This window comes from Paenibacillus rhizosphaerae, from assembly GCF_014192015.1.
Classification (GTDB): domain Bacteria; phylum Bacillota; class Bacilli; order Paenibacillales; family Paenibacillaceae; genus Paenibacillus_AQ; species Paenibacillus_AQ rhizosphaerae.
On sequence record NZ_JACHXJ010000004.1, the window covers coordinates 418,082 to 443,750 of the forward strand.

General features: G+C 55.0%; 31 protein-coding genes and 1 pseudogene. 19 read left to right on the forward strand and 13 right to left on the reverse strand.

Features of this window, described 5'->3' with window-relative positions; genetic code table 11:
* From FHS19_RS23985 to FHS19_RS23995, 3 genes are read left to right on the forward strand one after another with little or no spacing between them, the layout of a single operon-like run.
* On the forward strand, positions 1-417 hold the full coding sequence (locus tag FHS19_RS23985; protein WP_183584308.1) for a GntR family transcriptional regulator: 417 nt from the start codon (positions 1-3) through the stop codon (positions 415-417).
* A complete protein-coding gene (locus tag FHS19_RS23990; protein WP_183584309.1) occupies positions 395-1,093 on the forward strand; it encodes an ABC transporter ATP-binding protein in 699 nt (232 codons plus the stop codon). The genes FHS19_RS23985 and FHS19_RS23990 overlap by 23 nt, the downstream gene beginning before the upstream one ends.
* The gene (locus FHS19_RS23995; RefSeq protein WP_183584310.1) at positions 1,090-1,833 is read left to right on the forward strand and encodes a hypothetical protein; all 744 of its coding nucleotides are present in this window, start codon (positions 1,090-1,092) and stop codon (positions 1,831-1,833) included. Before FHS19_RS23990 ends, FHS19_RS23995 begins: the two co-directional genes overlap by 4 nt.
* A gap of 191 nt (positions 1,834-2,024) precedes the next feature.
* On the opposite strand, the gene FHS19_RS24000 is transcribed toward FHS19_RS23995, so the two are convergent.
* Positions 2,025-2,492 carry a GNAT family N-acetyltransferase gene (locus FHS19_RS24000; protein WP_183584311.1) on the reverse strand — a complete coding sequence of 156 codons (468 nt, stop codon included), beginning with the start codon at positions 2,490-2,492 and terminating at the stop codon, positions 2,025-2,027.
* Positions 2,493-2,771: 279 nt separating this feature from the next.
* On the opposite strand from FHS19_RS24000, the gene FHS19_RS24005 reads away from it, so the two are divergent.
* The 9 genes and pseudogenes from FHS19_RS24005 (at position 2,772) to FHS19_RS24045 (ending at position 9,515) form a co-directional block, all read left to right on the forward strand.
* On the forward strand, positions 2,772-3,629 hold the full coding sequence (locus FHS19_RS24005; RefSeq protein WP_183584312.1) for a MurR/RpiR family transcriptional regulator: 858 nt from the start codon (positions 2,772-2,774) through the stop codon (positions 3,627-3,629).
* A gap of 476 nt (positions 3,630-4,105) precedes the next feature.
* Positions 4,106-4,321: a hypothetical protein gene (locus FHS19_RS24010; protein WP_183584313.1), complete on the forward strand. Its 216-nt coding sequence runs from the start codon at positions 4,106-4,108 to the stop codon at positions 4,319-4,321.
* A gap of 29 nt (positions 4,322-4,350) precedes the next feature.
* On the forward strand, positions 4,351-5,046 hold the full coding sequence (locus FHS19_RS24015) for a hypothetical protein (RefSeq protein ID WP_183584314.1): 696 nt from the start codon (positions 4,351-4,353) through the stop codon (positions 5,044-5,046).
* A complete protein-coding gene (locus FHS19_RS24020; RefSeq protein ID WP_183584315.1) occupies positions 5,043-6,236 on the forward strand; it encodes a glutathionylspermidine synthase family protein in 1,194 nt (397 codons plus the stop codon). The genes FHS19_RS24015 and FHS19_RS24020 overlap by 4 nt, the downstream gene beginning before the upstream one ends.
* On the forward strand, positions 6,237-6,869 hold the full coding sequence (locus FHS19_RS24025; protein ID WP_183584316.1) for a hypothetical protein: 633 nt from the start codon (positions 6,237-6,239) through the stop codon (positions 6,867-6,869).
* Entirely contained in the window at positions 6,869-7,258 is a 390-nt protein-coding gene (locus FHS19_RS24030) for a DUF350 domain-containing protein (RefSeq protein ID WP_183584317.1), read from the forward strand. Before FHS19_RS24025 ends, FHS19_RS24030 begins: the two co-directional genes overlap by 1 nt.
* Positions 7,259-7,291: 33 nt before the next feature.
* On the forward strand, positions 7,292-8,317 hold the full coding sequence (locus FHS19_RS24035; protein WP_312887318.1) for a potassium channel family protein: 1,026 nt from the start codon (positions 7,292-7,294) through the stop codon (positions 8,315-8,317).
* Between the two features lie 173 nt (positions 8,318-8,490).
* Positions 8,491-8,782 (forward strand): annotated as a pseudogene (locus tag FHS19_RS24040) (GNAT family N-acetyltransferase); the annotation flags it as partial.
* A 220-nt stretch (positions 8,783-9,002) separates the two neighbouring features.
* Complete coding sequence (locus FHS19_RS24045; protein ID WP_183584318.1) at positions 9,003-9,515, forward strand: NUDIX domain-containing protein; 513 nt, start codon at positions 9,003-9,005, stop codon at positions 9,513-9,515.
* Positions 9,516-9,709: 194 nt separating this feature from the next.
* Here the strand turns inward: FHS19_RS24045 and FHS19_RS24050 are convergent, their stop codons facing one another.
* The gene (locus FHS19_RS24050; RefSeq protein WP_312887319.1) at positions 9,710-10,126 is read right to left on the reverse strand and encodes a GNAT family N-acetyltransferase; all 417 of its coding nucleotides are present in this window, start codon (positions 10,124-10,126) and stop codon (positions 9,710-9,712) included.
* 59 nt (positions 10,127-10,185) lie between these two features.
* Between FHS19_RS24050 and FHS19_RS24055 the strand changes: the two genes are divergently transcribed.
* Positions 10,186-10,605 carry a VOC family protein gene (locus tag FHS19_RS24055; RefSeq protein WP_183584319.1) on the forward strand — a complete coding sequence of 140 codons (420 nt, stop codon included), beginning with the start codon at positions 10,186-10,188 and terminating at the stop codon, positions 10,603-10,605.
* Between the two features lie 98 nt (positions 10,606-10,703).
* Complete coding sequence (locus tag FHS19_RS24060) at positions 10,704-12,191, forward strand: amidase family protein (RefSeq protein WP_183584320.1); 1,488 nt, start codon at positions 10,704-10,706, stop codon at positions 12,189-12,191.
* 20 nt (positions 12,192-12,211) lie between these two features.
* Here FHS19_RS24060 and FHS19_RS24065 read toward each other — a convergent pair whose 3' ends face one another.
* Positions 12,212-12,487 carry a hypothetical protein gene (locus FHS19_RS24065; RefSeq protein WP_183584321.1) on the reverse strand — a complete coding sequence of 92 codons (276 nt, stop codon included), beginning with the start codon at positions 12,485-12,487 and terminating at the stop codon, positions 12,212-12,214.
* A 93-nt stretch (positions 12,488-12,580) separates the two neighbouring features.
* Here FHS19_RS24065 and FHS19_RS24070 point away from each other — a divergent pair, with 93 nt between their 5' ends.
* Positions 12,581-13,030: a hypothetical protein gene (locus FHS19_RS24070; protein WP_183584322.1), complete on the forward strand. Its 450-nt coding sequence runs from the start codon at positions 12,581-12,583 to the stop codon at positions 13,028-13,030.
* Here FHS19_RS24070 and FHS19_RS24075 read toward each other — a convergent pair.
* The gene (locus tag FHS19_RS24075) at positions 13,014-13,178 is read right to left on the reverse strand and encodes a hypothetical protein (protein ID WP_183584323.1); all 165 of its coding nucleotides are present in this window, start codon (positions 13,176-13,178) and stop codon (positions 13,014-13,016) included. The two genes, FHS19_RS24070 and FHS19_RS24075, sit on opposite strands and share 17 nt — an antisense overlap.
* 50 nt (positions 13,179-13,228) lie before the next feature.
* Complete coding sequence (locus tag FHS19_RS24080; protein ID WP_183584324.1) at positions 13,229-13,504, reverse strand: hypothetical protein; 276 nt, start codon at positions 13,502-13,504, stop codon at positions 13,229-13,231.
* A gap of 376 nt (positions 13,505-13,880) precedes the next feature.
* Between FHS19_RS24080 and FHS19_RS24085 the strand changes: the two genes are divergently transcribed.
* Complete coding sequence (locus FHS19_RS24085) at positions 13,881-15,752, forward strand: FUSC family protein (protein ID WP_183584325.1); 1,872 nt, start codon at positions 13,881-13,883, stop codon at positions 15,750-15,752.
* A gap of 96 nt (positions 15,753-15,848) precedes the next feature.
* Here FHS19_RS24085 and FHS19_RS24090 read toward each other — a convergent pair whose 3' ends face one another.
* From FHS19_RS24090 to FHS19_RS24115, 6 genes are all read right to left on the reverse strand, one after another.
* Positions 15,849-17,027 carry an NAD(P)/FAD-dependent oxidoreductase gene (locus tag FHS19_RS24090; RefSeq protein WP_183584326.1) on the reverse strand — a complete coding sequence of 393 codons (1,179 nt, stop codon included), beginning with the start codon at positions 17,025-17,027 and terminating at the stop codon, positions 15,849-15,851.
* 39 nt (positions 17,028-17,066) lie between these two features.
* Positions 17,067-17,498: a helical membrane plugin domain-containing protein gene (locus FHS19_RS24095; RefSeq protein ID WP_183584327.1), complete on the reverse strand. Its 432-nt coding sequence runs from the start codon at positions 17,496-17,498 to the stop codon at positions 17,067-17,069.
* Positions 17,499-17,946: 448 nt separating this feature from the next.
* A complete protein-coding gene (locus FHS19_RS24100; RefSeq protein ID WP_183584589.1) occupies positions 17,947-18,465 on the reverse strand; it encodes a CcdC family protein in 519 nt (172 codons plus the stop codon).
* Positions 18,466-18,590: 125 nt separating this feature from the next.
* Positions 18,591-19,157, reverse strand: coding sequence for a TetR/AcrR family transcriptional regulator (locus tag FHS19_RS24105; protein ID WP_183584328.1), 567 nt, complete (start codon positions 19,155-19,157; stop codon positions 18,591-18,593).
* A complete protein-coding gene (locus tag FHS19_RS24110) occupies positions 19,157-19,882 on the reverse strand; it encodes an MBL fold metallo-hydrolase (RefSeq protein ID WP_183584329.1) in 726 nt (241 codons plus the stop codon). Before FHS19_RS24110 ends, FHS19_RS24105 begins: the two co-directional genes overlap by 1 nt.
* Before the next feature lie 404 nt (positions 19,883-20,286).
* Entirely contained in the window at positions 20,287-21,246 is a 960-nt protein-coding gene (locus tag FHS19_RS24115; protein WP_183584330.1) for a putative RNA methyltransferase, read from the reverse strand.
* A 438-nt stretch (positions 21,247-21,684) separates the two neighbouring features.
* Here FHS19_RS24115 and FHS19_RS24120 point away from each other — a divergent pair, with 438 nt between their 5' ends.
* The 3 genes from FHS19_RS24120 (at position 21,685) to FHS19_RS24130 (ending at position 23,531) form a co-directional block, all read left to right on the forward strand.
* Positions 21,685-22,122, forward strand: coding sequence for an RrF2 family transcriptional regulator (locus FHS19_RS24120; RefSeq protein ID WP_094598207.1), 438 nt, complete (start codon positions 21,685-21,687; stop codon positions 22,120-22,122).
* A 217-nt stretch (positions 22,123-22,339) separates the two neighbouring features.
* The gene (locus FHS19_RS24125) at positions 22,340-23,137 is read left to right on the forward strand and encodes an N-acyl homoserine lactonase family protein (protein WP_183584331.1); all 798 of its coding nucleotides are present in this window, start codon (positions 22,340-22,342) and stop codon (positions 23,135-23,137) included.
* A 115-nt stretch (positions 23,138-23,252) separates the two neighbouring features.
* The gene (locus tag FHS19_RS24130; RefSeq protein WP_183584332.1) at positions 23,253-23,531 is read left to right on the forward strand and encodes a DUF2277 domain-containing protein; all 279 of its coding nucleotides are present in this window, start codon (positions 23,253-23,255) and stop codon (positions 23,529-23,531) included.
* A 227-nt stretch (positions 23,532-23,758) separates the two neighbouring features.
* Here the strand turns inward: FHS19_RS24130 and FHS19_RS24135 are convergent, their stop codons facing one another.
* Complete coding sequence (locus FHS19_RS24135; protein ID WP_183584333.1) at positions 23,759-24,793, reverse strand: anthranilate phosphoribosyltransferase; 1,035 nt, start codon at positions 24,791-24,793, stop codon at positions 23,759-23,761.
* A complete protein-coding gene (locus FHS19_RS24140) occupies positions 24,790-25,413 on the reverse strand; it encodes an ANTAR domain-containing response regulator (RefSeq protein WP_183584334.1) in 624 nt (207 codons plus the stop codon). Before FHS19_RS24140 ends, FHS19_RS24135 begins: the two co-directional genes overlap by 4 nt.
* Positions 25,414-25,669: the final 256 nt, after the last annotated feature.

The window sequence follows — 25,669 nt, forward strand, 5'->3', positions numbered from 1 at the left end:
GTGAGTATTGAATTCGACAACAATTTGCCGATCTATCTGCAAATCATGAACCATATCAAGAGACAAATTGTCTCGGGCATACTGCAGCCGGGCGATAAAATCCCTTCCGTAAGGGAACTGGCGGCCGATCTGCAGATCAACCCGAACACGATCCAGCGAACGTTTCAGGAGCTGGAACGCGAGGAAGTCGTGGAGACCCGGCGCGGGCTGGGAAGATATGTGACAAGCGAGGAATCGAAGATTATGGCGATTAAAAAGGAAATGGCGGGCGAATTGCTTCACCGGTTTATCCATGGCATGCAGGAGCTGGGGTTCGAAAATCAAGACATCGTCTCCATCGTAAGCGAAGCGGTCGCGGAGGACCGAAAGCAAAGCGTAAAGGAGGGGGCTAAGGGTGGAAACACTGCTCAAAGTTGATGGCGTATCCAAGAAATACGGAGGAAAGCTGGCGCTGAACAGCGTGTCGCTTAGCATCGGACCGGGGCGGATCGTCGGCCTGCTCGGTTCGAACGGCAGCGGGAAAAGCACACTGATGCGGATCGCCGCCGGGCTGACGCCCCCTTCCTCGGGAAGCATTTCCGTGCTGGGCAAGCCGGTGGGCAAGGAGACGCGGAGCCTGATCTCTTATATGCCAGACTTGCCGCTGACGGAGAGCTGGATGCGGGTGAAGGATGCGGTTGCGTTTTACCAGGATTTCTATGCGGATTTCGACCTGGAAAAGGCGCGCGAGATGCTGGACTTTATGAATTTGAAGGAGAACGACCGGGTCAGCTCCCTTTCCAAGGGGATGGGCGAACGGCTGCAGCTGACGCTGGCCCTTTCCCGCCAAGTGAACCTGTATCTGCTCGACGAGCCGATCGGCGGCGTGGATCCGGTGGCCCGGGGCAAAATTCTGGACGCGATCGTCCGCTTTTACAGCGAAGACAGCAGCCTGATCGTCTGCACGCATCTGGTGCGCGACATGGAGCGGATTTTTGATGAAGTCATGTTTATCCAAGACGGCGTCATCGTCCTGCACGAGGAAGTCGAGAGTATCCGCATCAACCGTGGAAAAGGCATTGACGATCTGTTTAAAGAGGTGTTTGGCGAATGATCAAGCTGTTAAAATACGACTTAAAGCGCAACGCGACGCTGCTTCTCGGCGGGATGGCGATTCTCCTCCTGTGCGAGTTTTTCCTCCTCTGGTCCAGGACCACAGATGAAGTCAAAATCGTCCTTTCGGTTTTGTTCTTCGGCGCAGTCGCGGTGATTTACTTCATTTCCAGCCTCCGCGTGTTCGACTACAACATCACCACGGTCAGCCGCCGGCTCGTACCGGTAGGTGCCTTGTCTTATGTGGGAGCTTCCCTGCTGTACGGACTGCTGAACTCGCTGGTGCTGACCGTAATTGGCGCGGCGTTCACTGCCTATATGGTCGTCAGCTTAGGGGGCGGATTCAATTGGGTCGGCCAGATTCCGGTCTGGGCCATCGTGATGATCGTTGTAGAATATCTGTTTCTGCTGGTATACGGATTTTTGACTTTTTATGTGACGATCGCCTTGGCGCGCAGCCTGGCAACCAAGGGCGTGTTTTGGGTCGGACTGCTGATTTTTATCGTTCTGACCATCGTCCTGTCTTGGATTGAAGACTTTCTGTTCGGCCAGGATTCGTCCGCGCTGTTTGGAAGCGTGGATCTGGAGTGGAGCTCTCAGTCCGGCGTGCTGGCCCGGGAGCTGCCGGGTCTCCTGTCTGCCTGGCAAACCTGGGGCTCCATCGTGTTTGAGGGGCTGTTGTGCGTCGCCTTTTTGTACGTGATCAAATGGTGTATAGAGAAAAAGATTGAAGCTAGATAGGGAAAAGGGTTGGCCTTGAGCGGCGTTACGTTTGAAGACCGAATGCAGAGGTAACCGTGCCGCCGTTTGCTATAGAGAGAAGAGTTAGGGAACTTAAAAAAGTACCCGTACACGGACACTTCAAAAAGTGTTTGGTGTACGGGTACTTTTTTGCTCCTCACACAACTTATAGGCTCCTGCTTCACCGAATTTTACCCGTCCTGCCGCCCCTTTTCCATATAAACCAGACTCAACTGTTCGTTGATGACGGCGGACCGAACAATGCGGTATCCGATGCTTTCGTACAGCCGGATATTTTTAACGCTCCGGTGGCCCGTAAATAATTCAAACTTGGATGCTGCGGGGAAGGAAGACTCAACTTCGGCCATCAGCCGCTTGCCGATGCCCCGGTTCTGATGGCCGGGATGGACGATCAGTTTGCCGATATGGCAGGCTTCTCCGTCAAGGCGTCCGCGTACGGACCCGACGATCCTGCCGCTAACAACCGCTTTGATCAGCACATGGTCTCCGAACTGCTCCCGGATCTCTTTCAAAGTTTGCGTCAGGGGCTCAATAGCGTAGTCGCCGTACAGCTCGGCCTCACTGATATAGGCCAGCTTTTGCAGCTGCAGGATTTCCTCCGCGTCCGCCTCATGGGCACGAAAAATTTCTACACTCATCTCCGCTCATCTCACCTTTCTCTTGGCTCAGCTCGTTCCAAACCATACTGGTAAAATCAGGTGTATTCTACCACCATGATCACCGGGTGACAACCAGGCCGGATCACGGAGACGAAGGTACCGCCGCTCCCGAGCGGATATCTTTAAAAAATCACTTTATCTCGGGAGTGCGCTTCCTTTAAAATAGAGAGATAAGGTCTGTGAACATTTTCCAATTTTGTGAAGGTCAGCAGATCATTACGGATCCATATTTTCGAGCCAGCGAAAGTGAGGAATGACATGAACGGAGGAATAGTCCGACTGCGGGAAATTCTGGATGACATTACGCCATCGGAGCGCAAGGTGGCCGATTTTATTCTGCAGCACCCGGGCGAGATGATCGGGCTTTCGATCGCCGAGTTGTCCCGCCGGAGCGGGGGAAGCCAGGCCGCCGTCGTCAGACTGTGCAAATCGGCCGGATTTAAAAGCTATCAGGAGCTGATGCTCAAAGTGGCGGGCGATCTGCAGGAAGGCCAGGAGGAGCCCGGAGGTTATCAAGAGATCCGCCCGCATGACTCGGTGGATGCCATTATTCATAATGTGACGAATAACAATATTCAGTCGATCCGCAACACGGTTAAGGTGCTGGACAAGCACATGGTTGAAAGGGCGATCGAGGCGCTCGGCCAGGCGGAGCGGATTTTTTTCTTCGGGATCGGTGCCTCGAACCTCATTGCCCAGGATGCGCAGCACAAGTTTTTGCGGATCAACAAGCCGAGCTTTTCGTTTGCCGACCCGCATCTGCAGCTGACTTCTTCGGTGCTGCTCACGGAGAGGGATGCCGCCGTCGGTATTTCGTATTCCGGCAAAACGGATTATGTCATCTCCGGCATGAAAGCCGCCAAGGAGGCGGGGGCGGTGACGATCTGCATTACGAAATACGGAAACTCGCCGCTGAGCGAGATTGCCGACATCCAGCTGTATACGTCATCGACCGAAAACGACATCCGCAGCGGGGCGACCGCCTCCCGGATCACCCAGCTGAACATCATCGACATGCTATACCTGGGCGTCGCCAGCCGCAGCTATGACCAGTCGGTGGACTACCTGGAGAAAAGCCGGGCGATGATCGACAAGACGAAGCAAAAGGGAGGCTGAGCTCCGAGAGCACGGGACCTGTTGGAGCGCGCCATTCCGCGCAGGGTCTCGTCCATGGCCTCGTCCGTACTCGCGAAGACATGCCCATTACGTAGCAACGATGTGGCAAGGGGCTGCTCCGTTTATGCCGGGGCAGCCTTTTAGCGTGGGCAAAAAGACTCGTATCGACTTCCTTTTCCATTAAGAGTGCTGTGTCCGATGCCTTGAATCATATAACCATACTGCGACTTCTCCAATCGCTTCGGCCGGTAAGATTCGGAAAACAGGAAAAACTTCAAACTTTTGGTTTCCCTCCAGCAGCAGACAAATTATACTTGAATTTGACAAAATGCCATCAAGGCTTGAATGGAGAGCGTTTTGGGAGGATATATACATCCTTGCATAGTCGGAAGTGAAATTCATTTGGAACCCGCTGGAAGGTCCGACGTAAAAAAATGCTGTAAAGTACAAAGCAATAAAATAAGGGGTGTAACGAAATGGGAAATGAGATGGATGTCATTTTGGTCGAGAAGATGTCAAACGGCAGCCTGCGGACCATGGATGAGCGCAGATGGGGCATGAATATGGTGGCTGCGCTTGAGCATGTCAACTATATCGTCGTCGGCGGCAAGGAATACGAAACGATTGAGGGAAGGCTGAATGTCGACACCGGCAAGCTGGAGCTTCTGCTGGTGCAGATACGAAACGAGTAACAGGGAATTCGGCGAAAGGAGATGCGATCATGGCAAACGAAGAAAAGGCGAAGCGGAGCGACGAATCCGGATCGAGACGGTTTCCGGTCGAAGGGAAGGCAGCCCGGGCATTATCCACGTCCCTGGGCGTAGCGCTGCTGGCCAATGCCTTTCTGATCCCGGGAGCGACAGCGGCCGGAGCGTCGGCCAATACATCAGGTGACCAGACCGCGGCGGATGAACCGATCCTGGTCTCCTGGTCGACAGAGGAAGTTAAGCAGTATTTTGATAAAAACACGGACTGGAACATTCCGCTTAAGGAGCAGCCGGAGGAAGACCAGGAAGGGCAATCGGCGTCGGCAGGCTCCGGAACGTCGGGGGGCGGAACGACCGTCATTAACAATTACGGCTCGGCTCATTCGGGATTCGGCTGGGATGACCTGCTGCTGTACCACATGCTGTTCAACAGCGGATCCAGCTACTCTACCACCAATTATTACAATGGCCGGCCGACGTACTACACCGGCACCAGCCAAACGTATAAGCCGCGGACCTATACCAGCGGCACGTTCCAGAACAAGCCGGTCGTCGGCTCGACGGTCCGTCCGAAGACGTCGACTTCGACCGGGTCGATCACCCGGAGGGGAACGTCGTCCTCGTCCGGCAGTATCGGCGGCAAGTCGAGCGGATTCAGCTCTTCTTCAAGCTCCCACTCCAGCTCCAGAAGCAGCGGGTTTGGCGGATGAGCAGCGTATTTGAGGTGCTTGCCCCAGGAACCGGCGAACGCGCGGAGCGGGTGGAGCAGCTGCGGCAGCTGGGCTTTGCCTGGGCCGATCTGGAGGACGAGGAGTATTGGCTGGATCAGATTGTCGTCATGAACGGGGAGACGTACCGCGAACTCGAGGAGGCCTCCTCGAGGCTGTGGAGCGTGCTCGACAAGACGGTCCGCTATGTTCATAAGCGCCGCGACCTGTATGAGCTGATCGGCATTCCGCAGATTTTGTGGGATATGCTGGACGACTGTCCGATTCCCGAAAAGGGTTTGATCAGCCGCTATGCCCGGTTCGATTACGCGGTCGGCCATGACGGAAGCATCAAGCTGTATGAGCTGAACGCTGATACGCCAACCGGCTATGTGGAAGCGTCGATCGCGACCCCCTGGCTGTGCGGCGAAGCGGGAATTCCGACCCCGAATGGGCGGATGAAGGAGCTTGTAAAGGCTGCTTGGGCCGTGGAGCGCCCGGATACCGCCGCCTGCGTCGCCTACGGCAGCCACCTCGAGGACTCGGGAACGATTGAAGCGCTGGTGAAACACAGCGGCCTTCCCGTGACCTGCGTCGACTGCTTCGACTTGTGGATCGACGAGGGGATTGTCAAGGACGCGACAGGCCGGGAAATCAAGCGGATGTTCGCGCTGTATCCGAAGGAGTGGATGGCCGTTGATGACGGCGGGGACGCGCTCGCCTATGCGATCGAAACCGGCAAGCTCGCGCTTTTTAACGGACCGCACAGCATCCTGCTGCAGTCCAAGGGACTGCTGGCGGCAGCCTGGGGCCTGTATGAACTGGGCCTCCTGTTTGACGAGCAGGAGCAGGAGGCGGTAGAGAAATATATTTTGCCGACCTACAATAAGCCCGTGTTCTCGGGAAGCTATGTGTCCAAATCGATGTTCGGCCGCGAGGGCGGATCGGTGAGGATGTTCAATGAACAAGGAGAGATGGATATCCAGGACGAAGCCGGATTCGACACGAGCGTCCTGTTCCCGTCCGTCTATCAGCTTCGGGCGGAGCTGCCCCGGTTAGAGACCGCCGCAGGACCGCTGCACCTGCTGACCGGTATGTTCGTGATCAATGGACAGCCGTGCGGGCTGCTCGGAAGAGCGGGCGGATTGATTACGGGGAATACGAGCCATTTTATCGCGATGGGAGTGAAGTGAATGAAGACCAAGCACAAATTCATCCGGACGGGTCTGGGGCTGTTCCTGCTTGCGACGCTCCTGCTGAGCGCATGCTCCTCGAATGAACCCTCCGTATTCGATACAAGCGTGACGTCGGAGGATACGAGCGTATCCCGGGTGCCTTGGGATTACCGGATTGTCGAAGGGACGGTCGGCGATCTCATCGGCAGCGACATGACGGTCCTTCCAAACAACGAGCTGATGCCCAACGACGGCAATTATGCCACGGGGGACAAAATTTGGTCTTTGCAGTACATGGACGCCGAGATGACGACCGATGCCAGCCAGCGGACCGACGTCAACCTGTCCGCCTGGGAAACGATCAAGACGTTCAAGTCGCAGGAAGAAGCCAAGAAGGACATGGATAATCTGAAAATCAACGTGACGACCGAAGTCGACCTGGTCGGCGTATACCAAACAAAATACAAGGATCAGACGCGGGACTTTGCGGTCGTCGAGCTGCCTTCCGGCAACCGGATCAAGCAGCCGATCGACGATGCGCGTTACAAGGAACTGGAGAAGAAAAAGAAGGTTTCCGTCAAACTCGAGGAAGTTCATGATTTCGCCGATTACGATTCGGCATACGCAAAATTCAGGGGGTGGGCCAGTTAATGGTCGTCGTTAATATTATCGTCAGTGTCATCGTCATCATCATCCTGCAGCTGCTCGGTATGGTGATTTTTAGCTGGATGACGCCGTTTAAGGACATGGAAGAGCTGAAGAAAGGCAATACGGCCGTCGGCATTGCGCTTGGAGGTAAATTTTTGGGGACGGCTATCATTCTCGGCGTAGCGGCTTATACGAATACGTCCATTTGGTTTTTGGCCATGTGGTTTGCCGTCGGGTATGTGTGTCTGGTCGCCGTGTACTGGATCTTTGAGCTGGTGACCCCGGGCTTTAAAATTTCCGAGCAGCTGCAAAAGGGAAATACGGCCATCGCCGTCCTCTTGTCCATGGTATTCGTCGGTATGGCTTTTGCCATCAGCAGTCTGATTGTATAGGGCTGTAAATCAAGCTGTCATGCTGAAGAGAGGGTGAGACCGCTGCATTTTTTTCTCCGGCTATCCGCCCGAATGATGCGGATGCGCAAAACGACGATTGGTCTGATTATTGTCATTTTTGTAACGGCGAGCGCAACGATCGCCTACCTGCTCGAGCCATCCACCTTTCACAGCTGGTTTAATGCCCTGTACTGGGTCATGACGACGATGGCCACGGTCGGGTACGGCGACTTTTTTGCGGCCACGGTAGCCGGTAAAATATTTACGCTGTTTCTATACATCTTCGGTATCGGGCTGCTCAGCTTGGTCATCGGTAAAATCATCGATTCCATCGCGGGCATTCAGCGCCAGAGGGAGGCGGGAACGTTGAATTTTCACGGAGGCAATCATGTCATCTTAATCAATTGGAGCCGAAAGGCGAGATCCGCCATCGACGAGATCCTCATGTACGACCCGAAGGCACAGATCGTCATCGTCGATGAAACGGACCGCCACCCGGCGCTGCAGATGCACCAGGTGCATTTTGTCAGCGGGGATCCTTCGTCCGCGGAGACGCTGATCAAGGCCGGGATTGAGCGGGCGCGGGCGGCCATTATTTTCGCGGATACGCGGATCGAGGAAACGTCACTGACGGACGGCAAGTCGCTGCTGATCGCCTCGAGCATCGAACGGATCGCGCCGGAGGTACACACCACGGTGGAAATTATGCACGAGAAGCACATTCAGAACTTCCGGTTTGTCCAGGTCAACGAATTCGTGCTGTCTCACGATGCGATTTCCAGTCTGGCGGTGAGGGCCGCTCTGCAGGAAGGGAACTCATCGGTGATCAGCCAGCTCATCAGCCGCGAGCACGGGGACGACATCTACGAGGTTCCGTGCGATCCGTCCTGGAAAACCTACGGTGAAGCGTTTCAGGCTCTGCTTGGGCAGGGCGCTACCCTGCTGGCTGACCGGAACGACATGTCGATCAACCGGCGGTTAAGCGAGCCGATTCCGGCCGTTGCGAGGCTGTACGTAGTTGCCGACGAGGCGACGTACCGGCGGATTGCCGGGAAATGAAGCCAACGCAACAGTCGATAGAGGGCGCAGATATTCAAGGACCGATGGCCTGCAAGAGCGGGCTGTCGGTTTTTTTAGATCTAAGAGATCTAAGCAACAAAAGAATCGGGCGGGCTTCCTTATATCGCAGGAAGAGCTACCGCTAAATGCGGTCGGGCTTCGGCAGCATCAACCTGTTTCATGTGCTCCGGGGCGGGCTGCAGAGCGCGTTTATTGGCTATTTTCTGGACCGGGCCGAGAATGGTAAGGGTTATATGACCGAAGTCGTGCGGCTGATCGTGGACTATGCGTTTGCGAGCTGAAGCTCCACCGGATCGAAGCCGGCATTATGCCCCGCAACCTGGGATCCATCCGTGTGCTTGAAAGGCGGGCTTTCACCATGAAGGCATCGCGCGCAGCAATGTGCTGATCAACGGCAAGTGGGAGGATCATCAGGTGCTGGCCATCATTAATCCGGAAGACTAGCGGGAAGAGTCTGGCCCGCTTGGATCGATCAGCAGCGCGGAGGGCAGGAGCAAAGCGCGGTGGCGGAGAAATACATTCAACACGGGTTTAGAGGGAATAGTAATCACCTCCCAAGTAATTATTACCATATTAAGGTATTTTGAGTGGCGTGGAAAGAGAATCAAATGCCGCTGCCCTCATTGTGAGGAAATAGGCGCAAGCAAAAAAGGAGGATATATCCATGAATCATACCCTACGCGTGGAATGGGGCGGCCAGCCGGTCAAGCTGACCTGGATCCCGACGAAGGACATGCCGGACCCGGCCAAAGTGACCAGCGTTCACGGCATCTGTATGCTGCGGGGCAACGTGCTGGCCGTCCATGTGGACGGGCGCGGTTTTGATATCCCTGGCGGGCATGTCGAGCCGGGCGAGACGCCGGAGGAGGCGTTTCACCGCGAAGTGCTGGAGGAAGGCAGCGTCCGCGGCCGTGCGATGTACATCGGAATGATGGAAGTGAGCCACGAGGAGAACGAGCATTTTGACCCGAACGGCAAATATCCGTTGGTCGGCTACCAGCTGTTTTACCGGATGGACATTGAGGAATGCCTGCCGTTTAACCGGGAAAACGAGTGCCTGGCCCGAATTTGGGTAGAGCCCGAGGAGTTTCGTTATGTCATTGATCATGCCTTATTGGGACTGGTGCTGGAGGAGGCGCTGAAGCAGCCTGCCAACGAATTGGGAGGGGAGTTATAAGGACGGGTCAGGAGATTGCCCGTGTGTGGCATTGATTCTGCCGCCATCCCATGGAGACGAGATCATAGGCGAGGGTATATGCGAAAATGCCGGAGGGACGGCAGCGGACGTGTGTGCCTCCCTCTTGTTGCCCATGAATCGCAGGATAGACAATCGCTGCCGCCTCCCCCTCGAGTCCTTAAATCGAACCCGGTCTACAGCTCTGCCCCCGACTGATGCTCGTAGTTCCTCAACAGCATGCCCGTCGCTTTTTTCATGCCCAATCGGGCGTAAAACTCCTGCACATCCGGATCGCACAGCAGATCCACCATATACAGCCCCTTCAGCCTTTCCAGCATCCGTGCCGTCAGCTCTTTGCCGATCCCCCGGCCTTGATATTCCGGAATCACTTCAAGCAAAGGAATATAGGCCGTTAATACTTTGTCTGATAAACAATTAATAAAACCAATCATTCGCTTGGTATCGGTATCGATAGCCAGTATGATAAAGGTAGAGTTCGCAAGCAGCCGGATCAGCACAGCGGGCGAAGGCGGATTGGGCCAGCCGTCAAAAAAGCCGGGGGCAACCGATGTTTCCGTCATTCCCTGCAGATGGTCCTGGTAAATCATCATTGAGAGTACCTTCTTTCCTGAAATAAGTGGGTATGACTTTACTATATAGGAGGTCAATCATGGACAACAATAGAGTATGGTCGGAACAGATGCCGGCCGTTCAGTTCCGGGTGGCGCGCCCGACGCTCCAACTCGAGAAAATCAAACAGTTCTACCATGAAGGTCTCGGACTGCCGGTCATCGGCTCGTTTCAGCAGCATCAAGGTTATGACGGCGTGATGTTCGGCTTGCCCGATTCGGCCTATCATCTCGAATTTACGCAGCATGAACACCGCGTTCCTGTGCCGCCGCCATCGGAGGACAATCTGCTGGTGTTTTACATACCGGATGCCGACAAGCGAAATGATATCGCGCAGCGTCTTCAGGCCATGGGCTACCCGGCTGTCAAAGCCGAGAATCCATACTGGGACGTTAACGGCATCACCATCTGTGACCCGGACGGCTGGCGCATCGTGCTGCAAAATACGAGCGGCATATAGAATACCAAGGGACAAAGCGGATATACAAATCAAGTGATACGAAGAACGGTAAGCAGATACATGCTGACGAAGGCAGCTTACCCAGGGGGCGATTATAAATGAGCAGCAGTCCAATAAACCCGGCGGAGTGGATCGTGGAGGCCGATATCGCAAGCATGCAGGAAGCCATGAATACCGGCACGATGACCTCGGAAGAGCTGGTCCAGCTGTATTTGGAACGAATACGGCAGTTTGACGGGAAACTGAAGTCGATCATCGAAGTGAATCCTGAGGCGCTGGACATCGCACGGGCTCTCGACGAAGAGCGGTACGAGATCGGCACCCGCGGGCCGCTGCACGGCATCCCGATTCTGTTGAAGGACAACATTGCTACGCGGGATGCCATGCATACCAGCGCAGGCGCGGTGGCGCTAGCGGATTCAGTGGCGGTAGAGGAATCCTTCGTAGCGGAGAAATTACGGGCAGCCGGGGCGGTATTGCTCGGAAAAGCCAATATGACCGAGTGGGCCAACTTTATGTCCAGCACGATGTGGTCGGGTTACAGCAGCCGGGCCGGGTTATGCCTGAACCCTTACGGGCCAGGCGAATTGTTCGTCGGCGGCTCGAGCTCCGGCTCGGCCTGTGCTGTGGCGGCCAATCTGGCGGCGGCAGCTATCGGCACGGAGACTTCCGGGTCGATCATCAGTCCGGCCAGCCAGAACAGTATCGTCGGGATAAAACCGACGATCGGCCTCGTAAGCCGAGCCGGCATTATCCCGATATCACATACGCAGGATACGGCAGGCCCCATGGCTAGAACGGTAGCCGATGCAGCGGTACTGCTGGGTGCTCTGACCGGCGAAGACCCGAAGGACGAGGTGACACTCGGCAGCAGCGGTCAATATTACACGGATTATACGCCATTTCTGGACGCCGAATTTCTTCAACAGGCGAGAATCGGGATTCCGAGGTTTTACTATCAGGAACTGGACAAAGACCGGCTGGAGATTATCGAAGCCGCCATCAGGGTGCTGAAGGCGAAGGGAGCCGAGATCATCGATCCCGTCGAATTATCCTGCGAGCAGGCGGAGTGGGATGGGCATGTGCTGACCCATGAATTTAAAAAAGGGGTCAATGAATATCTGGCCCGCTTGCCGGAAACTGTGCCGGTGCATTCGCTCAAAGAGGTAATCCGGTTCAATGAGGAGCATGCGGATACCTGCCTCCGCTACGGGCAGGATGTGCTGATCCACTCGGAGGCTACCAGCGGCACGCTGACCGAAAAAGTGTACATCGACAGCCTGAAGCGAAGTGTCAGTCAGGCAAGACAGGGGCTGAACAGGGCTTTCGATAAGCATAAACTGGATGCCCTCTTGTTTCTGGGGAATGAGGGGGGCGATGACCTGGCGGCACGGGCCGGTTATCCGGTCATTACCGTGCCGGGCGGATTCGCGGAGAGCGGAGTCATTGCACCCGGCGGCTATACTACCAAAGGGCCACAGGGGATTACTTTTATCGGCCGGTCTTTCAGCGAGCCGACGCTGATCAAGATTGCTTACGGCTACGAGCAGGCCACCAGGCACCGGGTGCCTCCTGTCCTGGAGTAGGCAAGGGGGATGGAGAAAACTTAAAGCTGGTTTTTCAAGTAACGCCACCGCGATGGCCCGATCAGAAGGATCGAAATGAAAAGCATGATGAAGCTTACGGACGTGGGTTGGCCGTAAATCCAGCATTGGATGATCCGGGAGATGGCAGCCAGTCCAAGAACGAGTGACATCAGGATAAAAGGGTCCAGCCCCCGTTTTAATCCCTTGATGAACAGGAGCTTGATGCCCCCGACCACTAGAGCGGACCAAAACAGGATCATCAAGACAGCCGCCAAACCGAACAAAGCGAAATTCATGCGGGCTTCCCCCTTTCCAGAAAAGTGATGTATGATAGCAGTATAACTTGCGTCCCATAATATGTAAAATAACAAACGGAAAGGGGGCAGCTCATGCATTCCCAGCTTGCTATTAAATATCCGCTGCGGGCAAAATTTTTGCTCTGCATGGTCACTTTGCTGGTGATTACCGTTCCTCAGATGTTCAACTCACCAGACGATTCTTTGGAGAGAGGCACCTTCGTCTTTCGAATATTATTACTTTTATTTATTGCTGGGGCTATCGCGGTTTCTCTCTACCGCTCGGCAGGCAAGCCCAAGACACTGCTGCTTGAACCGGAAAAGCTTGTTCTGGAAGGCAAGGAAGTTTCCACTGCGGACATTCATGGCGTATGGATTAACGAGCGCTGGTACGGAATCAAGCTGAAGCAGCGGCGGATCGTGCCGATGAAGCTGTGCTTTGTCCTGCAGCCTCGTCAGCCCGCCGGTGAGCCGGAGCTTCTCCAATGGGCGGAGGAGCATGGAATCCCCGTAGAACGGAGATTTTTTATCCGGTGGATGTAGCCTGCTGGACCCAATTCAGCTTCTCCATATTGCTGCGGATCACGCCGCAGGAGGCGGCAAACCGCCCGCTCTCATCTTCATTCAGATTCAGCCCGATGATTTCCTGGATCCCGTCGATGTGATACATCGCCGGGATGCCGAAACACACGCCGTGTTCGCCGTATCCTCTTTCGAGGATGGCCGGGCACGGCGATTATTTTAAGAGGGCGATTTCGGCCATGGAACAATATGGAGCTCCCGCCCGCGCCTCCACCAGGCCAGCGCATCCAGGCGAACCCACCTTTTGCACATGGTCGTGCTCACCGAACTGCCCAGTATGGCGATCAGCTCATGCCCATTGGTCCGCTTGAGGCCGGCATACACCGCTGAGCTCAGAATTATTTCGTAGACCACGAACGTAAACACATCGGATCGGGACACGACCCAAACCGTAAACTCGGTGCGCCGCCTGGAGCGCCCTAGGTCCTTCTTCATTCCTTTCCTCCTGCCTTTGCCTCGGGGTAAATTTGAAGCGGCAATTTAAATCATGAAATCATATTATTTTATGGAAAATCGGGCTTGGGCTATTCGCTCCTCACGCGGAGTGGTAGGTTTCGGCCGCATGGCGTCCTTTTTTTACGTACCCTTTATCAATGGGATGAGACATCAAAAGTGTTGCGGTGATACAGGTCGACCTCAGCATATTGCGGATTACGGATGGCAATAAATATAGTACATGGTAATACGGGAGCGGCCTTACAGGTATGGGGCTGCTCTTTTGGCATGATCAGGTGCGGAAGGGGGGATCCAAGTTGGGGTAACGAAAAGGCAACACCCGTTTTTATCGCATACCCTCAAACAAGCCTTGGAGATGAAAAAGGTTGCGCTCCCGTGGAACCGGGCTTTATGCGCCGGCTTGTGCATTGGCCTGCCGTCCTTGATCGGATTTTGGCTCGGCCAATTTCAGTTCGGGATGCTGGCAGGAACGGGGGGATTCGCGTATCTGTACGTGGCGAGCGAGCCGTATGCGTTAAGGGCCAAAAAAATTCTGTTCGCCGCCTTGGGCCTGACATTCTCTGTGGCAGCGGGCACACTGCTGGCTCCCAACCCGCTCCTCGCCGCCTTTGTTCTGGGCTGCATCGGGGCAGCGGCATCCTATCTGTTCGGCGTGCTGAAGTTCAAAGGTCCGGGGGCGTTATTCTTCGTGCTCAGCTTCACGCTGGCTACGGGTATGCCGCCCGATCCTTCCCAGGCATTCCTCCGCGGCGGCTTGGTGTTTCTAGGCGGAATGCTGGCGTGGTGCTTTGCCATGGCCGGCTGGCTGCTTCGGCCGCACGGTCCCGAAATCGGCGCTGTCCGCCAGCTGTATCTCGACCTGGGCTCCCTCATGGAGGGTGCCGGCACCCGGGAGTACAGCCGGGCCAGGCACCGAACGCTGCTGTCCATGTACAGCGCGGAAACCGCGCTCGCGACAGGCAGGTTCGATCGGCGCAGCGATAAAACACCGCGCCGGTTGTCGCGGATGTACTCGCTTGCGCACCACATTTACCTGCTGACGGACAAAATCCCGTTGGACGTGGGAGAGAAGCTGCCGCCCGAATTAAGCGCTGCAGTCAGAAAGGCAGGGGAAGCATGCGGGGAACCGAAGACATGGGTTCGAACTCCGCTGCCGGACGACCCGGATCCCCGAATCCGGGATCTGAAGGACCTTGTTGGGCAGCTGGATGCTATTTTTAGCGATGCGGAACCGGAGGGGGAGCAGGGCCGCAAGCTGACCCGCATTCCGGCGAGAAGCATGCTGGAGGGCAATCTGGATAAAGACTCGATCGTATTTCTGCAGGCGATCCGGTTCGGTGTCATTTTGATGGTGGCGGCCGCTGCCGCGTATGCGTTTCAGCTGAACCGGTCCTACTGGGTGCCGCTCTCCTGTGCTTCGGTGATGCTCGGCGCCACCGTCATCGCCACCTTTCACCGGGCGATCCAGCGATCCCTCGGAACGATACTCGGCATCCTCATTGCCAGCGCGATATTATGGACACGCCCGGAGGGCTTCGTTGTATCCATTGCGATCATGCTGTTCACTTTTTTTACCGAGCTGCTGATCGTGCGCAACTACGCCTTGGCCATGCTGTTCATTACGCCCAACGCGCTGCTGATGGCGGAGACCAATACCCGGATACATAACTTCAGCTATTTTGCCGGCGCCAGGCTGACCGACGTGCTCGTCGGCAGCGTCATCGGCCTGATCGGCGTGCTGCTGGTCGGCAGCCGCTCGGCTTCCAGCCGGATTCCGTACCTTCTCGGCCGGACGATCCGCAGCCAGGCGCAGTTTCTGGCGCTGCTGTTCATTCGGCAGCCTGCGAGTGCCGCAGCGAAGCGGGGCTTCATCCTCCAGCAGCGCTCCATGCGGCGGCACCTGTCCAATCTGAGGACGGTATACCAGACCGCGCTCGGTGAGATCCCGCGCAGCGAGGAAGAGCTGGAGAAGCTGCTGCCCGTCATCTGGTCGCTGGATCAGTTCGGATATGTGCTGAATTCCTTCGCGCTGAGCGCCCTCCGGCCCGTCCTGCCCGACCGGGAGCTCGGAGCGGTGCTGCTCCATCTCGAGAAAATGGCCCAGTCCGCAGAGCAGCGGCGGGAGACAGAAGAGGGACCGGAAGGAACCGACGGGCTGGAGCTGCCGCTGGTGCCGGATATCGGGCAGGAGCTCGCCGATCTCCGGCATGCGCTGAATGGTAGATGAGAGGGCAGCAATCCCAACAAAAAACAGCCCTCTTCCATGGCAAATGCCTTGAAAAGAGGGCTGTTTGGTTTAACACGTCAAACGTTGGTTTACAGATTAGTATGCCAACGTGTAAAGAGCTTTGATGTGGGACAGGTAACGGATGTTACTTGCTTCCTTCATCAGGGACGCAGGCATACCTTTGAGGGACGTGTTGCTTTCGCCGATGGTAGCCACGGCATCTTTACGGCCAAGGCTTGCAAGCGTACCGGAGTTCACCGGAGCAAATGTTTCGAACGCATGGTTTTCGAGCAGGGCATACAGGTTGTAGCCGATCAGCTCGCCCATTTGCCAAGCGATTTGCGCTGTTGGCGGTTGTGGACGTCCGCTTGGATCAAATACAACGGCGCTGTCCCCAGCCACAAACACGTCCGGATGGGAAGTGGATTGCAGGAATTCGTTGACGGTAGCACGTCCGCGGTTTACTTCGAGGCCGGATTCGCCTACGAGCGGGTTGCCTTGCACGCCGCCAGTCCATACGAAGGTGTTGGTCACGATTTTTTGACCGTCTTTCAGGTCAACCACGTTGCCTTCCACGTTCGTTACAGGCAATCCTGTCAGGAAGGTTACGCCGCGTTTTTCCAGACTGCTTTGCGCGCGCTCGATGAGCGGATCAGGCAGTACAGGCAGGATTTTAGGGCCAGCTTCAACCAGAAGCAGCTTTACTTCGGCTGGATTTACGCCGTATTTTTTAGCCAAACCAGGCATGATATCAGCAATTTCGCCGACAAGCTCAACGCCGGTCAAGCCGCCGCCGCCGATAAGGATCGTTGCGTCAGCTTCGTTTTTGGTTTTGGAATATTCACGGATGCGGTCTTCGATGTGCTTGTGGATGTTCAGAGCGTCTTCAGCAGACTTCAGCACGAAGCTGTACTGCTCCAGCCCCGGAATGCCGAAGTAAGCCGTTTTACTTCCGAGTGCGACAACCAAAGCGTCGTAAGACAGGCTGGAACCGTCGGAAAGCTTGATTTCTTTGCTGTCTACGGAGAAAGAGTTGACCGTTGCGATCTTCAGGTCGACTTCTTTGCCCTTAAACAGTTTTTCGAGCGGCATAGCGATGGCTTGCTCAGCAATGCTGCCTGCAGCCAGACGGTGCAGCTCAGTAATGATTTGGTGCGTAGGGTATTGGTTCACGACCGTAACCCGTGCTTGATCTTTGTTCATATATTTGCGTACGGTCAGAGCGGCCAGCAAGCCGCCGTAACCGGCACCCAAAATGACAATATGTTTTGACATGGTTTTTCCTCCGTCCTTACTGGTTAGATGTATAAAAGATTATTGTTGTTTTGCTTTTTCCGCAGAGATTTGAAGGTAAGCGTTCAGGAACCGGAAGATTTTTTGAGCTTGCGGATCCTTCAGCATTTTAAGCAGACCAAAAAGACCGATGACTTCGTTGCTGTCTTCAGCGCGGTCTTTCGCTTCGATGACAGTAGCGGCCAGGTTCTTCACCGAATGCTTCACAGGCTCCACAATTTCGGTGATGGCACCGACGGTGTCGCTCTTCAGCACTTTGTCGGTAGCGACCGTTTGAGCGAAGTCATAAGACTTTGTCAATACATTCACAAGCTCAGTCAGCTTTGGAAGCTGGTCGACCAGAATCGTAAGGGACTCCTGCACCTCAGGTTTGAGCAGCTGGTCCAGCACGTCGTTTTGTTCTTTGCCGACAGACACGTTTTGTGTCTCTTGTTCAGAAATTGCTTCTGACATGTCCATTTCTCCTTTGCGTAAGCAGTTGTGCTTAAGTATTTTTATAATGAAAAGGAGCTCATAGACTCCCTTCGAAGGAGTATCTACAAGCCACAAGACCTTTTCAGTCCGAAAAGGCCTAGTCACTATCGTCCTCCTAATGTTAACATAAATGATCGTAAAAAGGACCACTTTACGAAAGAAATGTGAAAAAATATACATGGTACCGCCGCCATCGATTGGAAAAGAGCTTTATGGGCCGGGCGTCCAGCGCAGCGGACCCGTTATTTCATTTGTTTTAAGCATTTTCCAAACGGCCTGGCGCTATGCATTGTCGGGATTATTTTTTGAGGAATCTCCCTATATCAAAAAAGCCAATCTCCTAAGTCTTAGGAAATTGGCTTACCGGCCGCCTCTGGCAGGAACACCGGCGTGGAAGTCGTTATTTGGCTTCGCATCGATCATGGGATCATTCCGCCGGGTTCAATGGATCGGGTACCGAATCTGCGGTAACGGGCGCAAACTTCCGATACTGTCTCAGCATGAAAATCCGCCAGCGGAGGATCATGCCAAAGGCCAGGATGAAAAACAGGGCGCCGGTCTGCGGAATCGATACATATTCCTCAATCACCTGGTGCAGCAGCATGCGGACAGCCAGCAGGGCGAAGAGGATGATGATAAAGCTCTTGGAGCGCTGCGCAAAGACCTGTCCTCCGCTGACTTCAAACTTGGTGCTGCGCATCAGCGGATAGGAGAACAGGAACCAGCCGACTAAAAAGGCGATGAGCGCCCACCACAGCGGAATTCTCACGGCCGGGGCGACGAACATCAGGAAACCGGTCGCCATGCCCATCGGCGGGATCAGTATTTTTTTTATCGTAACGGGTCTGTGGCTCGCCTTGAGACGGATGAATATGGTCATCAGGGCCAAAACCAACGTCCCCACTGTCGTTCCAATTTGCAAATACAAGGGACTGATATGAGGCACGTTCAAAGACTCCCCTCTTGTCAATATAATCAATCACATCTAATAGTATATCACACAAATAGAGAAGTAAACTTGAACGTCATATGACATCTTGCCCAGGCTCTGAGATCCAGCCCCGCAGACGATTAAGCGCCGGATTCCAGCCCTTTCAGAAAGGCTCTCATGACAAAATGCAGGCTCTCGTCCAAATCCAGCTTCATCTGAAATCCGCTGTTCTGTTCCAGGGAGGCAAAGCCGTGCAGGAAGCTCCGCAGTCCGCGGATCGTATGCAATGTGTTCTGTTCCCCAAGACCGTAGGGTTCGAGAACCCGGATAAAGATGTTCAGCAGCTGCTCACTCAGCTTGGTGGTTTCCGGGGAATCCGACGCTTCGATTTTGTAAAAGGCCTCATAGAGGCCTGGGCGTTGGCGGGCAAATGCCAAGTAGCTTGCGCTCAAGCTCAGGATCGCTTCCTCGCCCGATTTGCCGATGACCGCGTCGCGCATCAAATCGACCAGATGCTGCATGCAGTAGGCGGCAAGCGCGCTGCGCAGGTCCGGGAGTCCGTTCACATGGTTGTACAGGGAAGGGGAGCGAACACCAAGCTTCTGGGCCAGAGCGGACAGCGTCAGGTTATCCAATCCCGCCTCATCGGCCAGCTCGGCTGCTGCAATCAGCAGGGTTTCGCGGTCAAGTCCCATGCGGCGCACCATTAAACCGCCCCCTTCTTCAGGGCTTCTTCGGCCCGGGTAATGGCGGCAGCCATCTTATCAGTCGGCTGCGGGATCATTTTGCCGTGGCCGACCGCCAGCCACGTCGGATTTAGACCGGCCAGGCGTTTGGCGCTGGCGATGGAAGTCGCCTTGCTCCAGGTGGCCATCGCCGGGAAAGGGAACAGTGGCTGCATATGGCCCGATACGGCCAAGGCCGCGCGGGTTTGGAAGGCGTCGCCCGCGATGAGGACACCGCTGCGCGTGTCATAGAAGGCCATATGTCCCGGTGTGTGCCCGGGAGAGGCGACGGCCAGCAGCGACCCGACGCGGTCCCCGTCTTCCAGCAGCACGTCGGGCTTCGTCGTAACCTTGCCCGGTGCGGGGATGGATCCGCGGACCTGCTCCTGCGGCTCGCCGGCCTCGAGCTCCTTGCTGCCAGCAAGGAGGCGGCTGTCGCGGCGGGAAATATAAGTCGTTACTTGAGGAAGAACCGCCTTCAGCAGGTCGAATGCCCCGATATGATCACCATGCGCGTGCGTCAGCACGATCCGCACAATCGGTTTGCCGAGTCGGTCTGCTGCTTGTTGGATACCTTTTACGCTAAAGGGCATGCCGGCATCGATTAGGGTCAGCCCGTCTTCTTCTTCAACGAGATACACATTAACGGGAAACAAACGGGGCATAAAAGAAACCTGGGTTACTTGCTGAACGGACGTGGTTTTCATGGATAACTCCTCCTCAAAACTAATCTTATTAGTATAATAACTAATGACATTAGTTTTGGCAATACCATTTTAAAAATCATTAGCGGAGAAAGGGGAATCAGGGGTAGCGTAGCGCGACATGATATAAAATGAAATTAAAGGATAAAAAAGCGTTTTCAATTAGGGGTATTTATACTATAATACCTATTGTAAACCCTTTCATATGTCTAATCTGATTTGGAGCTCCTTCGCTGAAGGGCTCATTTTTTTGTGTTTATGGGGAAATTGTCTCCGAGATGCCCTTCTTACATCGCTTGCAGAACGGAAACGGATAGGGAATCGTTGATAATCGAATCATTGTATAAAAAAGCCCCTACCGGCCGCTGCTGGCCGATAGGGGCTTTGATGTTGATAAGGCCGATAATTTATTCGTTCATCCGGCCGCATAACACATCATAATCGAAGGTGACGCGCAGGGGACCTTGCCCGGCAGCCTTCCGTATGGCCGCTTCCGGCACGCCCCAGGAGAGCGGGGTCATCCGCAGAAGATGCTCCAAGGCCTCCCCGGCGACGAGCATGTCGTACGCCACATGCTGAATATCGACGCATGCAAACTTTTGGCCGAACAATTCGGCGGTACGTCCGGCAGGGGATGATGGCCGGTCGATAGGATGTCCGTTCGCAGGAGTCGGCCAGTCGATAGTGCGTCCACCTTCGGTCGAAGGCCGGTTTGCAGTCTTGCCGTGGAACAGGGCGCGGATTTCCTGCAAATATCGGCTTCCCGGGATGACCTTTATCACCAGGCCATCATGCCGGAGTAGGCGCTGGAACTCCTGGTAGTTCGCCGGAGACAAGATGTTCAGGATGACGTCGAACTGCCGGCCGGCGAACGGGCTGCCGGCCAGATCGGCCGCACACCAGATGGCGGGGGCGCCCGATTTGGCGGCCAGGCGAATCCCTTCTTTGGCGATATCCACGCCTATGCCCAGGATGTCTGGAGCATCAGGTCTTTGCAGGGCAGACAGTATCGCCGTCAAATGGGAGCCCTCGCCGCATCCCGCATCCAAAATGCGGAGTTCCCCTGATCGAGAGGGAACCATAACCTCAATTTTATCGCGAATGGCATCAATGAGCGGGTCAAATAAACCGTGACGGCTGGTTTCCCGCCGCGAGGTAAACAGGTCTTTGTTGTATTTGGACCGCACGGCGTGCGGGATTAGGTTGACGTAACCGTCTTTGGACAAATCAAAACAATGCCGGCTGCCGCAAATCATGCTGCGTAATCCGTCCATTTTCAATGGACCGGAGCAGATCGGGCAGCGAAACAGGTGCTCATGCCGGGATATCAGCCCAGCGAGCACGGTTAATTTAGCGTTATGCACCATAAACACCCCATTCATTCGTTTAGCGTTGAATGAAAAAGGCACAGACAAATAAACCCTCGTCATATTTTAAAAAAAACGGGATTTTTGTTATCTGTACCTTACATTAACGATAACGAATAAACTGAATGATCATGGTATACACAACCTCTTTTACGCAGAATTTGGGGAGCCTGCAGCCTCTAGATCAAAGGACAGGATCCGCTTTAGTATAACAAACTTTTCAGAGCCGGGAAAACCTTCGCTGGAACTGTCAGGAGAGGAGGTTTAATCCAAGGGGTTTTAAGTCAAACTAAGCGTACTGGACCGGGGGGGAGCGGCTCCGGCAGTCTCGTTAGCGTCCTTTATTTATTTTTAAGCGGAAAACGTTCCAAACCCAGGCAATCCGGTTGACACAAGCAACTGTAAACCATATAATTACAGTAATAAGGGGGAGCGAAAATGAATAGTGAGTTCAACATTGCCGTCCATTGTTTAACCCTTCTTAGCTTGAAAGAAGAACGAATGGCTAACAGCGAAGAGATTGCCAAAAGTGTCTGCACGCATCCGGCACGGATTCGGAAAGTGCTTGGACTGCTGCGCAAACAGGGATATGTAACGACCAAGGAAGGTGTCGGCGGAGGCTATCTGCTGAATCCGGGCACCGAGAAGGTCACATTGGGTGATTTGTACCGCCTGCTTGCAAGAGGATCCTTGAAGCCGAGCTGGTGTTCGGGCGGAGAGGAGCTGCCTTGCGAAGTGGCTTCCAATATCGAGGGGATTATGGATCAGATATACAGCGGCGGAGAAGCCGCGCTGGAGCGATATCTGGATGGCATTACGCTGACGGATGTCATTAATCAGATCGAGGAAGCGGGCAGCGCGGCAAACCCCACGTGATGAACAGAATGGAACGACATGAAGTCCGGCGTAAGCCGGGCTTTTTTGTGCTGTTCTCATTTGAGTGCCAGGAAAACCTTTGTGAAGAGAGGTCTGCCCGCCCTCTCCAACGGTCAGCACGAACCTTCGGGTTCGTATATCACTAAAAAGTGCCGTCTTCACGAAATGGATGGAACGCTGCATAATGCTGTTAACCGATCCAGGGAGGGGAGTTATCATGAACGATTTTGTTAAGGTAGAGGTGCTTCACACCGGCCGATTGAAATATGACCGCTCGCTCGCATTTAAGGAACTTGCCAGCATACCTCCGGTAAACCAGCGGGGAGAATCATTTCAGTCCGAGGTTCCACTGTCCAGCTATTTGATTGAGCATCCCAGTGGGCGGCGTGTTGTAGTCGATGCCGGATGGCACGAGGACATACGATCCCGGCCAGAGCAGCACCTGGGCAGCGATTTATGGCAGTTCATCGAATACGATTTGCCTGCCGGGAGTTCCGTCAGGGAACAGCTGCAGGCGCGCGGGCTGACCCCGAAGGATATTGACCTTGTTGTCATCAGCCATCTGGACGTGGATCATATCAGCGGCCTCGAGCTGTTGAAGGGGGCGGGGCGTTTTCTCGTCAGCCAGCCGGAATGGGAGTTTGCGGCAGTGAGCCAGGAGGCGTGGCACCGGAGGGTGCCTGTAACGCCGTTTGCTCTCGAGCCGATTCCCTATGGCCCGTATCAATTGGGTCTGGACGTTTTCGGCGACGGCTTGCTGTATCTGGTTCATACTCCTGGACATACGCCGGGCCATTTGTCTATTTTGGCAAAAGTGGAAAAAGGATGGCTGCTCCTGGCCTCCGATGCTGGGTACGCCGAGAGATCCTGGCAGGAGATGATTCTGCCGGGGATTACGTCGGATCCGGATCAGGCGATGAAATCGCTGCAGTGGGTGCGGGAGTTCGCCGGGAGAGAGGACTGCGTTGCGGCGCTGGCCCATCATGAGGCGAAGTCGATTCCTATGCGGTTTTAATGTCCGGGAAACCGATTTGATGCAGGAAATCGTATCCCTTTTCTTGGAAAACGGCGGACGGTGCGTTATATTGGACATAAAACGCATTCGAAAAACATTCCAAAGGAGAAGGGCTATGTGCAGAAATATCAAAACGCTGTTTAATTTTGATCCGCCGGCTACCGATGAAGAGATTCAGGCTGCATCCCTGCAGTATGTGCGCAAGCTGTCAGGCTTCCAGAGCCCGTCGAAGGCGAATGAAGAAGCCTTTAACCAGGCGATAGCGGAGGTCGCTGCGGCATCTAAGAAGCTGCTGGACTCGCTCGTGACGAACTCCAGTCCCCGTGACCGCGAGATCGAGGCTCAGAAGGCGAAAGAGAGATCGGCGAAGCGGTTCGGAACGGCGGAGGCGTAAGCGGCGGCGGTAATCGGCTAATGGGCGCATTCTTTGGACCAGGATGGAATATAGCCATGGCTTACGCCTAAAGCTCATGATCTGAGCAACCGGCCTTGGCTTAAGCTGAGTGAGTCCGCCATACGGGCAAGGACGACGCCGCACTGTAGACAAACCGAAGAGCGCCCCGGTGAACATCCCGGGGCGCTCTTTATTCTGCCTCTACCGACAACAAGCAGGCAGGGGAGTCATACCATTAACGGCTGGTTTTTGAGCACCGCCTGCCACTTTCCGTACAGCTCCCACGGCTTGCCGGATTCCAGCAGCGCCTTAACCGTATACAGGCCTTCCTCAACAGATTGCACCCGATCCACCAGGTGCAGGCGCACTGCCGCATTCAGCAGCACCTGGTATATAAAGGCCATGTCGCCCTTGCCCTGCAGCACCCGGCCCGTGACCGCCGCCTGCTCGGCCGGCGTCCAGTCGACCTCCGGCAGCGGCGTATCGAGGCCGAAGCTCTCCGGATCGATGATCTGGAGCGAAGCCTCCCCGTGTTCGATCCGGTAGGTCCGGGTCGGGCGGTGGATGTACAGCTCATCCGAGCCTTCGCTTCCCTGAATAATCATGGCCCGCTCATAGCCAAGGTTCATGATGAGCCGGCCGAGCCGGTCAAAGACCGTGTTATGGTACACCCCAAACGTTAAGAAAGGGGAGTGTCCGTAATCCGCAAACTTCTCAGCTGTGTTGAGGACGGTCCGCATGCCGAGCTCCTCGCGGATAGGGCGAAGCTTCGACAGCGGGGGGCACCAGGCCTCGGCATGGGCGTACAGCACGCCCGTCTGGCGCGCTGCTTCCAGGCACAGTTCCCTGGACAGCGACGGGCCGGAAATGCCCATTGCGGCAAAAACATCGGCCAGCGTCATCCCCCACTTTGGCGGAAGGGACGCCGACCCGTGCAGGGTAACAGGCAGTCCGGCGGCAGCCAGCACAAACGAGGTGGCAATCGTTGACATAAAGGACGACTTCCGGCCGTCGTACGGGCCGGCGCAGTCGATGCCCTGCGGAAGGTCCGATCGGGCGGCGTGTTTGCGCAGGACCGACACGAAGGCTTCCAGCTCATCTACGCTTTCCATTTTGATACGTTCGGCGATAAAAAACGCCCCGATCTGGGCGGGGGTGGCGGTCATAACGAGGATTGCCTCAGCCGCCTGGAGGGCTTCCTCATAGGTCAGGTCACGGGCGCCCCGCTTGCCCCGGCCGACTTCTTTTAATAATTGGATCATGATTTCTTGGCACCTCCCGAACCGGATTCCTGAAGCAGCTGATACAGCTTGACGATGGAGGTCGCGACGTCCACCATCCGTTTCCGTTCATTCATCGCCTGCTTGCGCAGGACGTCATAGGCTTCGGATTCCGATATGTTTTTGAGCTCGCACAGAATCCCCTTGGCCATATCGATCCACTTTCGTTCCTCAATGCGGGCGAGAAGCTGCTTGCGCTCGTTCTTCCACTGCTGCCGTTCATAGAAGTGGGCGGAGCTGAAATGCAGCGACCAATGCAGCTCGTGCGCTTTCATGGTCGGAAATAAAAGCCCGTCAATGATGACATCATCCTCACATGCCTCTAGGGACAACGAGGCGGCCGTATCGCTGCACCACCAAAGAACCGGTGTTTGTTTGTGTTTCTCGAGCTTGCCGCACCAAGCCTTGATCTCGGAGACCGGGAGGTGAAGCACCGCGCCGTCCGCATCCCCGATTCCGGCGATAGCCTGCTCCTCGTCGCGTGCGAGATGGACTTGGTACCCGTAGGAACGAAGGATAAATTCCGGCAGAAGCGTCCTGCTATCTGAATCACTTCGCTCTGAAGGAGGGGCCTGGCGGTGGATAACCAGCAATGAACGCATGCATAGACGCTCCCTTCATAATTCAGTCCAGTCAGAGTTTAAGATGAGTGTAACAGATTGTATGTTAATTTATATAACATAAAACAGGGTGACATGTCGATAACCAAATGAAAATGTGTTTCTCATGTTAAATATGTTGACAAACATTCACGGGGTAGTGTATATTTCCATCAAGAACTTGATAACAGCCGGATACAACGGTGTATCCTTTATAGCGGCAATGAAGCCTGCTTTCGATTCCTGAGCCAGAGTGCGT